12 protein-coding genes and 1 pseudogene are annotated in these 12310 nt (G+C 33.5%); 5 read left to right on the forward strand and 8 right to left on the reverse strand.

Annotated features, from left to right (window positions below; genetic code table 11):
- Positions 1-90: 90 nt before the first annotated feature.
- Positions 91-424 (forward strand): annotated as a pseudogene (locus ABID39_RS03500) (hypothetical protein).
- Positions 425-817: 393 nt separating this feature from the next.
- On the opposite strand, the gene ABID39_RS03505 reads toward ABID39_RS03500, so the two are convergent.
- From ABID39_RS03505 to pcsA, 3 genes are read right to left on the reverse strand one after another with little or no spacing between them, the layout of a single operon-like run.
- Positions 818-1225, reverse strand: coding sequence for a DUF6163 family protein (locus tag ABID39_RS03505; protein ID WP_354186087.1), 408 nt, complete (start codon positions 1223-1225; stop codon positions 818-820).
- Positions 1222-2271 (reverse strand): enoyl-CoA hydratase/isomerase family protein, encoded by a 1050-nt coding sequence (locus ABID39_RS03510; protein WP_354186089.1) that lies wholly within the window; start codon positions 2269-2271, stop codon positions 1222-1224. The genes ABID39_RS03505 and ABID39_RS03510 overlap by 4 nt, the downstream gene beginning before the upstream one ends.
- Before the next feature lie 21 nt (positions 2272-2292).
- Entirely contained in the window at positions 2293-3075 is a 783-nt protein-coding gene (gene pcsA, locus ABID39_RS03515) for a phosphatidylcholine synthase (protein WP_354186091.1), read from the reverse strand.
- A 236-nt stretch (positions 3076-3311) separates the two neighbouring features.
- On the opposite strand from pcsA, the gene ABID39_RS03520 reads away from it, so the two are divergent.
- The 4 genes from ABID39_RS03520 to sodC all read left to right on the forward strand — a co-directional run bounded on the left by ABID39_RS03520 (position 3312) and on the right by sodC (position 6716).
- The gene (locus ABID39_RS03520) at positions 3312-4544 is read left to right on the forward strand and encodes a UbiH/UbiF family hydroxylase (RefSeq protein ID WP_354186093.1); all 1233 of its coding nucleotides are present in this window, start codon (positions 3312-3314) and stop codon (positions 4542-4544) included.
- A 557-nt stretch (positions 4545-5101) separates the two neighbouring features.
- Positions 5102-5449: a hypothetical protein gene (locus ABID39_RS03525; protein WP_354186095.1), complete on the forward strand. Its 348-nt coding sequence runs from the start codon at positions 5102-5104 to the stop codon at positions 5447-5449.
- Positions 5427-5759: a hypothetical protein gene (locus ABID39_RS03530; RefSeq protein ID WP_354186097.1), complete on the forward strand. Its 333-nt coding sequence runs from the start codon at positions 5427-5429 to the stop codon at positions 5757-5759. The genes ABID39_RS03525 and ABID39_RS03530 overlap by 23 nt, the downstream gene beginning before the upstream one ends.
- 432 nt (positions 5760-6191) lie before the next feature.
- Complete coding sequence (sodC, locus tag ABID39_RS03535) at positions 6192-6716, forward strand: superoxide dismutase [Cu-Zn] SodC (RefSeq protein ID WP_354186099.1); 525 nt, start codon at positions 6192-6194, stop codon at positions 6714-6716.
- 331 nt (positions 6717-7047) lie between these two features.
- Here the strand turns inward: sodC and ABID39_RS03540 are convergent, their stop codons facing one another.
- From ABID39_RS03540 to sufB, 5 genes are read right to left on the reverse strand one after another with little or no spacing between them, the layout of a single operon-like run.
- Complete coding sequence (locus tag ABID39_RS03540; protein WP_354186101.1) at positions 7048-7449, reverse strand: SUF system Fe-S cluster assembly protein; 402 nt, start codon at positions 7447-7449, stop codon at positions 7048-7050.
- Positions 7442-8686, reverse strand: coding sequence for a cysteine desulfurase (locus tag ABID39_RS03545; RefSeq protein WP_354186103.1), 1245 nt, complete (start codon positions 8684-8686; stop codon positions 7442-7444). The genes ABID39_RS03540 and ABID39_RS03545 overlap by 8 nt, the downstream gene beginning before the upstream one ends.
- A 9-nt stretch (positions 8687-8695) precedes the next feature.
- On the reverse strand, positions 8696-9964 hold the full coding sequence (gene sufD / locus ABID39_RS03550) for a Fe-S cluster assembly protein SufD (RefSeq protein WP_354186105.1): 1269 nt from the start codon (positions 9962-9964) through the stop codon (positions 8696-8698).
- 11 nt (positions 9965-9975) lie between these two features.
- On the reverse strand, positions 9976-10731 hold the full coding sequence (gene sufC, locus ABID39_RS03555) for a Fe-S cluster assembly ATPase SufC (RefSeq protein ID WP_354186107.1): 756 nt from the start codon (positions 10729-10731) through the stop codon (positions 9976-9978).
- A gap of 54 nt (positions 10732-10785) precedes the next feature.
- Positions 10786-12297 carry a Fe-S cluster assembly protein SufB gene (gene sufB, locus ABID39_RS03560; RefSeq protein WP_354186109.1) on the reverse strand — a complete coding sequence of 504 codons (1512 nt, stop codon included), beginning with the start codon at positions 12295-12297 and terminating at the stop codon, positions 10786-10788.
- Positions 12298-12310 lie beyond the last annotated feature (13 nt).

Consider the following 12310-nt stretch of genomic DNA (forward strand, 5'->3'; position numbering starts at 1 on the left):
CGTTTTAAATATTATATTCTTTTTTTAGTTTAGTTAAGTTATAATGGTATTTTTTTATGTAATTATTGAGGTTTTTATGCATAATGTATGATGATTTTAGCTGTTTCTTTATCAGCGTGTGGGGGGCGTTTAGAAAAAAATATTTCAGTTACAACTTTACAGGATAATGCAATGAGTTGTGCTGATATTCAACGGGAGTTTTTTTGCTAATAAACGTCAGATTAATAACACAATTGCAGAGCGTTCTAAAGCAAGAAGCAAAAATGCTGCTTTAGTAGCAGCAGGTGTTCTATTTACGCCTGCTTTGTTTTTTCTGGATGTAAAATCAAGTGAAAGTAATGAAATTTTAGCTTTAAATAATCGTAATGCTGTTTTAAGTGATCTCGCATATATGAAGCGTTGTAAGTTTACATTACCACAGTAATTTTTCTTATTATTATAGTATATCTATTCTGTTATATTGTGTCATTTTATTGTTTTTATTTTGTATTTTAAGAAATATTATTTGAAATACATTTTATAACAAAAAATTGACACAATTTTGTTATAAAAGAGACATATGCGGTATAAATATGAACAATAATATGTATAAAACTTTTTATCGCATAATATATATTATGGAACTTTTATAAGATATGGAACTTTTATAAGATATTGAATGAAAGGATACATTCACATGTTAATAGCATCATTTTGGGGAACACTCGCAACATTAATATGGATATTTTCATCACCACCACCTGAAAGTATTTGGGAGTTATGGTGGGTACCGTTTATGTAAAAAAATATTTTATTCAAAATAAATTTGGGACAATAATTACTGTCCCAAATTTATTAAGCGCTTCTTTAAAAAAATCATTATGATAAGAATTAACAATAATGTTCCATGAAGTAATAGTATAATTATTTTATAGCTGGAAGCAGAATATAAGCTTATTATTACCAATGTTTCAGTAAAAGCTGCACTGCACCATAAGACAATTCCCCACAGAGAATACATCCAAATTCCTATCAACGCGATAGGATAAACAATAGCCAATGTGGCTGATAAAAACTGCCACTGCCATGGCATAAGATCAAAACGCCACAAAATGCCTGGAAATATACCAACAAGACGTACCCAATAAAAAACACTTAATCCTAAGCAAATAAGCGCCAAAAATCGCAAATAAAATCTATAAAATAAATTGATTTTCGAAAATCGTTCTTGCGTTTTTTTTATCAAAAGAATAATTCCCTTTCAACAAGTTGGAAATAAGAATCTATCATTTCATCTGTTACATCTGAAAGTTTATTTGGTTGCCATTTTGGAGTTTTATCCTTATCAATTAACATTGCACGCACACCTTCACGAAAATCATGCGAATTAATCATATGATGTGCGATACGATTTTCAATTCTTATATAATCTTCCAAAATTTGAGATGATGGATTTTGTTTCATTTGTTTCCAGATAATTTTTAAACTTGTTGGAGAACGTAACTGCAAAATATCATAACACTCTTTCGCAAACAAAAATCCTTCATTGCTTTTTTTATAAAGGAAATCTATACATTCTTCTAACGTATGGGTGCTAAAACAAGTTCTTATGAAGTGCCGTATTTCTTGACTTGTTTCATAGTCTTTTGTTATTGTTTGCTCCCTTAAAGCCAATGTAGGATTTCCCTGCTCAATAATAGTTTTTCTAACAATATTTAATTTAGCTTCGGGAACCGCATGCGTTGCCAATCCTAAGCGTAAACAATCTCCCCATTTTATGCGTGCTCCTGTCAATGCTAGGTAAATGCCAAAATAATCAGGAAGAGATGGTAAGAAAAAACTCGAGCCAACATCTGTAAAAAATCCAATAGCACCTTCTGGCATAGAAAAAAGTGTGTTTTCTGTAACAATTCTGTGTGAACCGTATATAGAAATACCTACCCCTCCTCCCATCCAAATACCATTTAAAAAAGAAATATACGGTTTTGGAAAGCGGCTAATATAAGCATTTAAGCGATATTCATCGCTAAAATATTGATAAGAAGAGGAACTCTGTCCCATATGGTAGATTTCTACAACATCTCCACCAGCACAAAAGGCTCGTCCCTCCCCTTCAATCAAGATGCAAGAAATATCACTATCTTTTTCCCACGTACTGAGAGCTTTCTTTAAAGCACAAACCATTCGTTGGTTAAGGGCATTTAATGTTGAAGGACGTGTAAGTTTAATAATACCAGCACGTCCTTCTTTTGTAAAAGAAATGTCATCACCTGCCCCAAAATCAATTTGCATATTGTAACTTTCCCCATGTATTTATTGTATTCCTTTTTTATGTTTTCTTACTCCCAATTGAGGAAATAATTGCATAATAGCGCCAATACAATACATATAAACACCTGTTACTGAAATACCTATCTTAACCCAAAGAGGAGCATCTAGTTGGTAAAAAAATGCAACAATACTGAAAGCACACCATAAAAGAAAAATTGAAAAATTAAGCTTACGTAAACGAACAACTCTTATTGGATGAATAAAATAAATTGGTAAAAAAGATATGATTGCAGATAAAGCAATAATAGTAAAAGTAATCCACTCCCCTGGTCTTACTACAAAAAGCATGAAAACCATCATGTTCCAAACTACAGGAAAACCTTTAAAAAAATTTTCCTTGGTTTTCATACCAGTATCTGCGTAATAAATAGCTGATGAAATGACAACAATAGCACTTAATAAAAATGATAATTTTGGTCCCATTAAACCACTTTGATAAAGCGCAAATGCTGGGATTAAGACATAAGTTACGTAGTCAATGATATTATCTAAAAGTTCTCCAGACCATGTTGGAAGTACATATTTAACGTCAAGTTTACGTGCAATTGGTCCATCGATACCATCAACAAGAAGTGCAAGTCCGAGCCAACAAAACATAGCAGTCCATTCTTTTTGTGAGGCCGATATAAGAGAAAGAAATGCTAAAAACGAACCAGAAGCTGTTAATAAGTGAACAGAAAAAGCCTTTGCTTGTGGCATCGTTACTTTTTTATGGCGTAATAAATCAGCATTCTTTTTGATTTTTTTTGTTAGCTTACGTTTCAAAATTTTATCATCCTCATTTTAGAGTCTTCATTCATCTGTCAGAGCGCCATTTTTACCTATGATATGATTCACTGCAAAAAAAACACAAAAAGATTACTTTTTTATATCGTATTATTTATTACATAATATATATTATATCGTATTATTTATTACATAATATAATAGAGAAAATTCATACAATAAAAAGAGATTGTTTATTTAGAAATGTAAAATATGGAGGAAAGGCTCAAAAAATTGTGACACTCAAAAAAAACAAGCATAAAAATATTGCTGTCATTGGTGCAGGTCCCGTTGGTATGTTAGCAGCTCTTAGTCTTGCACAGAGAGGCTATTCTGTCTTTCTCATTGGTCTACCAGCTCATATAAATGAATTAAGAACTACCGCTCTTATGATGCCAGCAATAGGTATGCTTCAAAAACTCAATATTTGGGATACTCTTAAAGATCACGCAGCTGCTTTATCTTTCATTAGAATCGTAGATATTACCTCTAGAATTGTGCGATCTCCTACTGTGAATTTTTCTTCCGCTGAAATTGGTGAAGAAGCGTTTGGTTATAACATTCCTAATGTAGAATTGAACAATGCTTTAATTGATTCTGTTACGCATACGCCTAATATTGTAAGATTTGTTTCTTCAGCAAAATATTTTTCTCATCAGAAGAGTCATGTATGTATTACCCTTGCGGATGGTAAAAATATTCAAGCATCACTTGTCGTTGCTGCTGATGGACGCCATTCTTTAACACGAGCGGCAGCAGGAATAGGTGTCAAGCAATGGAATTATCCTCAAACAGCACTCGTTCTTAATTTTTCTCATGATTTTTCTCATCAAAATATATCAACTGAATTTCACACAGAAAATGGTCCACTTACACAGGTTCCTCTACCAGGAAAAAGATCCAGTCTTGTATGGGTTGTTAATTCTTCTCATGTTGAAAAATTGCTGAATCTAAAGTCAGAAGAAATTGCAAAAGTAATCGAAGATCAGATGCATTCAATGCTTGGAAAGTTAACGCTAGATACACCAATTCAAGCATGGCCACTCTCAGGACTTATTGCTCATCGTTTTGCTGTTAATAGAACAGTTTTAGTTGGTGAGGCAGCGCATGTATTCCCTCCTATTGGAGCACAAGGATTGAATTTAGGACTTCGTGATGTTCAAACATTGATTGATATTCTGCCCAACTCAATATCCGACTCCACTTCTAAAACGATTGTTGCTCAGTATAACCAATACCGTCGACCTGATATATTAATCAGAAGTGGAGCTGTTCATACGCTCAACTCTTCTTTACTTTCTAATATATTACCTGTTCATATTATGCGAAGCATTGGGCTTGGATTGTTAGGTAATTGCACACCATTACGTCATTTATTTATGCGGGAAGGAATATATCCTAGTTATGGATTCAAAAAAATGATGCAAATATTTCCCACTAAATCATCAAAAAACTTTATTGATAATTAAGAAGTCAAGTAAACAGAAATTTTTATAAAAAAGTCAATCGTTACAGAGATATAAGCAAAAAACAAGTTAAAAAATAACCAAAGATGTAAAAAGCATCTTCAACAATATAGCAACCAATCCTTTGCAAGCAGTGCTTCTAATTTTCATTCTTTAAGCATTTAAACCTGAATACCATTTTAGTTAATTTTCCGTTTTTATTGCTTTTGCAAAAAATACATAAAATTGAAATAAGAAGCGCAATATTTTCATTGAAATGAAACCATAAGAGAGCTGTATAGAAGAAAGCTTATTCTCAAAAGTTTTTTCATAATTCACATAAAAATAATATACAAAAATCCTATCGTATTTGTGCTGCAATAAAAAAGCAGAAAAATATGTTAAGAGTGTGCACTTATATCAATTTTCTAGAAAAATATAAAAAGAAAAAACAATGAGTTAATCATTATAATTTTTTAGCAATTTGTACCGTTAAGTATAATATTAAAAATAAAATAATCTTGGGAACCTGTTAGCAGTACAAAAGTTAACAAAATATTGTTTTAACAGATGGTGACAAGATGAGATTATCTAATATTTTGAAATCAAGCATTTTTTTTATAACAATGATATGTCTTTCATCTATAGTCATAGCTTCAACAAGTAATTTTTTTCATACCCCCTCTTATTGTCAAGCTTCTGCATATTCCTTTACTAAAGATATCACTAAACCAGGACAAAATTCATTCACTGCTGCACAAATTAAAAACTGCCTTATGCAAAATGGTTTTACGAATATTAAACGATTGCGTTTAGATGACAAAGGTATTTGGCGTGCTTTAATAAAATTTAAAAAGTGTCCTCTTCTTGTATCAATTGATTATTCTGGAACGGTAAGTGTTCAAAATGAAAGAAAAAAATGTGATTAATTTTAAAACTTATAGCAATCCTGATTTTCATTATTATTGCGAGAAAAATTTTTTCAAAAAAATCTGTCATTCTATAAAAGAATCTGCATTTATTGGAAGTTTAAATGGTTCTATATCAGGAGTAATAGCAGCAATTCTAGCAACTTATGGTTATATTGCTCTTCCAGGATTTGGTCCAGTTATAGCAATGGGGCCAGGAATAGCACTTATCTTTGGCGTGATAATTGGTGCAATAATTGGATTAATAATGGGTCTTTTCGTTGGCATATTTTGTATTTTATGGGAGACTTGTACATATCCTAAACGTTAATGCTCTTATAAACTTCCGTTATAGATAGAAATTTTTTATTATTTAACATGTGAGTTTACAGGTTATATCTCTATTTTGATAAGATCCTTGTCATATTATGAATTATATATAACGTACTGGCTAAACTCTCAAAATTCCTTCTTTATTTTTTAAAAATCTCTCTTGAAAAAATATAAGTGAAATATAATTAGATTCTATGAAAGTTACATTTTTTATAGAGACAAAGAGGTTCTTCGAGATACGCTTTAAAAGTGATAGAAATTTTGAAAAATATTAATATAAACTGCTGATTATTATTATGTAATTAAAGTATTTATTTATTTTAGTAATTATAGATTTATAAGATAATATATTTTTATTTATCAGTTCTCATGTAATTGAATTAATTTATTTATAATAAATGTGTATAAGATAAGTAAGAAGAGTTTCTTTATGAATAGAGTTTTTTTTCTTGTATTAACTTCACTGACATTTCTAACTTGGAACGCTGCTGCATTAGCGGCATCTATGCAAGTTAAAATTTATAAATTAAATAAAAACAATACCAAACAAGCTGTTGGTACAATTAAAATTGAAAAAAGTGCACATGGTTTAATTTTTGTACCAAACTTATTCACCTTACCAGAAGGTTTTCATGGTTTTCATGTTCATGAAAATCCTTCATGTGATATGAAAGATGGTGTCATTGGTGGTGCTGCAGGTGGACATTATGATCCGGGTCGTACGCATAAACATCTTGGACCTTATAATATTAATGGTCACCTTGGTGATTTACCTGCACTTTATGCTGATGATAAGGGACGATCAACGATGAGCGTTCTTGCTCCACGAATTAAAGAACTTTCAAAGGTTAAAGGACACTCCTTAATAATTCATTTAGGAGGAGATAATCAATCAGATCAACCTTTACCACTCGGTGGCGGCGGTGTGCGTTTGGCGTGCGGTATTATTGAATAGAAAGACTTATTTTTATTTATTACAGGTTAACTCATTAGACTGTTTAAGCATTTTCCTTAGAAAACAAAACACTTTAGCATAATATCCCTTTTCTTTCCGATTACCTGTATAATCTTCTTCAAGCGTTTTAAGCGTGAATAAACTTCTTCATAAGGTATGATATGATTTTTTCAATAAAATACGAAATACTCGTTTGAATATTTCTTTTTTCTAAGAGAGATAATTTTTAGTTTCTTCTAGTGCAAATCATTCAATATCCTTAAACTTAAGTTATTGATAAAAATAAAAAAATATTTGATAAATCCACTAAATAAAATTTCCTTAATAATATTTAGTACCACCCTACAGCAATTTGTGCTTCTTCTGACATACAATTAGGAGTCCATGGTGGATCAAAGGTCATGGTGACTTCAACACTAAGAACTCCTTCAACAGCACTGACAGCATTTTCTACCCATCCCGGCATTTCTCCTGCAACGGGACATCCCGGTGCTGTAAGTGTCATTTCAATTTTTACCGAACGGTCATCTTCAATATCGATACGATAAATCAAGCCAAGCTCATAAATATCAGCAGGAATTTCAGGATCATAAACTGTTTTAAGAGCAGCAATAATATCATTGGTCATACGATCAATTTCATCTGCTGGAATAGCTGATATATAAGATTTTTCATCTTGGTTCACAGCTTCAAAAGATTCTGTAGAAGGATGCTCTTCAACTATTTTAGCCATTAAAAAATATCCTTGCTTTTTCTAATGCTTCTACTAACTGATCAATATCTTCACGATTGCTATACATAGCTAATGATGCACGACAAGCGGATGTTAAGCCAAAATGTTGTAATAAAGGTTGTGCACAATGCGTTCCTGCGCGTATAGCAACACCTTGCCGATCAATAAACATAGCAACATCATGTGCATGAATACCTTCTATTTCAAAAGATATAATAGCACCTTTATGAGGAGAATGACCGTAAATGCGTAATCTTTTAATCGTTTCAAGCCTTTCATGTGCATAAGATAAAAGTTCTGTTTCATATGCATGAATAGCATTTCTGCCTTTTTTATGTATGTAATCAATAGCAGCAGCCAATCCTATAGCTTCAGCTATAGGGGGCGTGCCCGCTTCAAAACGATGAGGAGGTGCGTTATAAGAAACCTTATCAATTGTGACATCCTTAATCATTTCTCCTCCCCCTTGAAAAGGATGCATTTCTTCTAGCCTATCTTCCTTACCATACAGAACGCCAATACCTGTGGGGCCATAAAGCTTATGACCTGTAAAGACATACCAATCACAATCAAGATCTTGCACGTCAACTGCTAAATGCACAGCTCCTTGAGAACCATCAACAAGAACAGGAATAGCATTTTGATGCGATAATTTAATAATCTCTTTAACAGAAGGAACCGTTCCCAAGACATTAGACATATGAGTCACAGCAACAAATTTTGTTTTATCGCTTAAAGCCTTTTGAAAATCTTCAATATGTAAAATACCATTTTCATCAACAGGTACAAAAACAAGCTTGACGCCTTTTTGTTCACGAATAAAATGCCAAGGGATAATGTTTGAGTGATGTTCCATAATGGTGAGGACAATTTCATCACCTGCATTCAATTTAGACATAGCCCAACCGTAAGCAACAGTATTAATAGCTTCCGTTGCACTCTTTGTAAAAACAATTTCCCTTGCTGTTTGAGCATTTAAAAAAGCACACACTGTCTGGCGAGCATCTTCATAAGATTGTGTTGCTGCATTTGATAAAAAATTTATTCCCCGATGTACATTTGCATAACGGTATCGATAAAAATTATCCATCGCATCAAGCACAGATTGCGGCTTTTGAGCAGATGCAGCACTGTCGAGATAAGCCAATCGCTTTCCGTAAACCTTACACTGTAAAATAGGAAAGTCACGGCGAACTTCCTTCACATTATACCCCAATATTGCCCCATTATTATTCATTTTTCTGCCCTAAGCATTTTCTTCTAACCATTTTCCAATGATATTTCTTAAAATGGTTTGAATATTTTTTTGCCTGATATCATCAATGAGCTCGAAGACAAAACCTTTAATCAAAAGTGCACGAGCCGTATTCAAAGGAATACCACGTGCCATGAGATAAAAAAGATGATCATGATTGATATTAGCAACTGTCGCACCATGACCACAAGCAACATCATCAGCAAAAATTTCTAGTTCAGGCTTTGCATTAAATTCCGCATCATCTGAAAGGATGAGGCTATTACAAGCCATGCGAGCATCTGTTTTTTGAGCCTTTTGAGCAACACGTATAATTCCTTGAAAAACACCAACTGCCTTATCGGTAACCACATTACGTACAATTTCTGTTGAGGTTGTTTTTTCTTCAATGTGACGAATATTCATCGTAAGATCGCTATGTGTGTGTCCCGATAACAAATTTATGACTCGTAATTGAAAATCAGACTCTCCTCCTTGTAACTCAACATCTATTTCCTGACGATTAAGTTGACTACCAATATTAATCACATAAAGCGATAGTTTAGCATTTTGGCTAAGAATAGCACGAAAGCGACAAAATTGTGCAGAATTGAAACCACGGTTGCGAATAAGAATCCATGTTACATTACTATAATCTGCAACCTGTAACGAAGATATCGAACTAACAAAGGTATCTTTATCATTACCAATTTGATGCTCCACAAACACAGCTTGACTGTTTTTATCAATTTTTATACTTGAAAAAACATGAGATTGCCCACCCATTTGAATATTTTGTAATTCAATGGGAACATCAATTTTTGTATTTTCAGGAATATCAAAAAGCCAACCGTCCGTAACAAAAGCTGTGTTTAACTGTCCAATAAAATCTTCATCAGACATAATTTGATCTATCGTTACAGAATTTTCTTTTAACGCATCTGCAAGACGTCTTACTGTAATATTCTCTGCTTTTGATTGTGTAGAGGTTTTTCCATTTACAACAGAAAAAACAGCACTCTCTGAAAGCAATGCATCAACGAATTGTTTATCATTTACTTTTGAAAAGCCACTAACAGATTTTAACAACGTCCGCAAATTAGTATAGTGCCAATTTTCGTTTTTTCGTGAGGGAAGCCGTGAGGTTTGAAATAATTTAATCGCTTTTTTGCGGACTGCTTGCACTGCCCTATCACCAGGTAAGTTTCTCATAGATTGATTAAAATTACCGATAAGATCTTCTTCAACGGCTAACAATTCTTGTTGTGAGTTCGCATTCATATTCAATGGCCTCAAGCCGCCTCATTGATAATATCAGTATATCCATTTTGCTCTAAATAAAGTGCTAATGATTTATCACCGCTTTTAATAATGCGTCCTTTATAAAGAACATGTACTGTATCAGGGATAATGTAATTAAGCAGACGCTGGTAATGCGTGATCACCAAAAATGAACGTTTCGAATTACGAAGTTTATTAACACCATCAGCAACAATTTTTAATGCATCAATATCTAAGCCAGAATCTGTTTCATCTAAGATACAAAGTCTAGGTTCAAGAAGTGCCATTTGCAAAATTTCAGCTCGTTTTTTTTCTCCACCTGAAAACCCCACATTTAATGGACGTTTCAGCATATCCATATCAATTTCAAGTTTTGAAGAAGCTTCTTTTACATATTTTATAAATTCAGGAATTTTAAGCTCTTTATCACCACGTGCTTTGCGTTGAGAATTCATTGCTACTTTCAAAAATTCCATTGTTGCCACTCCAGGTATTTCCATTGGATATTGAAATGCAAGGAAAACACCATATGTTGCACGTTCTGCTGGATCCATTTCTAAAAGTGATTGTCCATTATACAGGATATCACCTTCTATCACTTCATAATCATCGCGACCAGCAAGCAAATAAGATAATGTTGATTTTCCTGCTCCATTTTGCCCCATGATAGCAGCAATCTCACCCTCTTGAATGGTCAAGTTTAAACCACGGATGACCTCCGTCTCGGTCCCTACAATACGGGCACGCAAATTTTTAATCTCTAACATTATTTAATCCTGTTCTGGTTATTTTACATCAAGCTATGCTATTGATCTAACCAATCATCCTACACTACCTTCAAGGCTGATACCAATGAGCTTTTGTGCTTCGACAGCAAACTCCATTGGAAGCTTTTGAATAACTTCTTTTACAAAACCATTCACAATTAATGCGATAGCTTCTTCCTCAGGAATACCTCGTTGCATAACATAAAAAAGTTGATCATCAGAAATTTTTGATGTTGTTGCTTCATGTTCAAATTGAGCAGTTGCATTTTTTGCTTCAATATAAGGTACTGTATGAGCACCACAATCATTACCAATTAACAAACTATCACATTGTGTAAAATTACGTGCATTCTGCGCTTTTCGATGTGCTGTAACTTGTCCCCTATAGGTGTTATTTGAAAAACCAGCAGAAATACCCTTGGAAACAATACGACTTGATGTATTTTTTCCCAAGTGAATCATTTTTGTTCCAGAGTCGATTTGTTGATGGCCATTTGCAACAGCAATGGAATAAAATTCTCCACGAGAATTGTCACCACGCAATAAGCAAGATGGATATTTCCAAGTAATTGCAGAACCAGTCTCAACTTGTGTCCATGAAATCTTAGAATTATCACCCCGACAATCTCCTCGCTTTGTTACAAAATTATAAATACCCCCCTTCCCATCTTTATCACCAGGATACCAATTTTGTACTGTAGAATATTTAATTTCTGCATTTTCCAGTGCAATAAGCTCAACAACAGCAGCATGAAGTTGATTGTCGTCACGTTGGGGAGCCGTACATCCCTCAAGATAAGAAACATAGGAATCTTCATCCGCAATAATCAAAGTTCTCTCAAATTGACCCGTGTTGCGTTCATTAATTCTAAAATAGGTTGAAAGCTCCATAGGACACCGAACCCCTTTGGGAATATAAACAAATGAACCATCTGTAAAAACAGCTGCATTTAAAGCAGCATAATAATTATCCCCCACAGGAACAACTGTTCCTAAATATTTTTTAATAAGAGCAGGATGTTTGATAACTGCCTCTGAAATCGAACAAAAAATGACACCAACACGTGCTAACTCTTTTTTAAATGTTGTTACAACCGAAACAGAATCAAATACCGCATCAACAGCTACCTGTCCTGATGCGTAAATACTATTATCAAAAGTTGAAGGATCAGACTGTTTCCTTACTCCTGCTAAAATTTCCTGCTCTTTAAGAGGAATACCGAGTTTTTCATACGTTGCTAACAATTCAGGATCCACTTCATCCAAAGACTTTGGTCCTGTATGATTTTTAGGAGCGGCGTAATAATGAAGATCCTGAAAATCAATGGGAGGATATTGAATGCGAGCCCAATGAGGTTCTTGCATTGATAACCAGCGACGGAAAGCTTGTAGACGCCATGTCAACATCCATTCAGGTTCATGTTTTTTTGCAGAAATAAACTCAATAATGCCTTCATTCAAACCTTTTGGAGCTTTATCTGTCTCAATATTGGTTTCAAAACCATATTTATATTGATCTACGTCTATTTCACGGACTTGACGGATTGTTTCCTGTATTGCCGGCATCAGTTTTCTCCAC

It is taken from the genome of Bartonella japonica (assembly GCF_040545385.1).
Taxonomy (GTDB): Bacteria; Pseudomonadota; Alphaproteobacteria; order Rhizobiales; family Rhizobiaceae; genus Bartonella; species Bartonella japonica.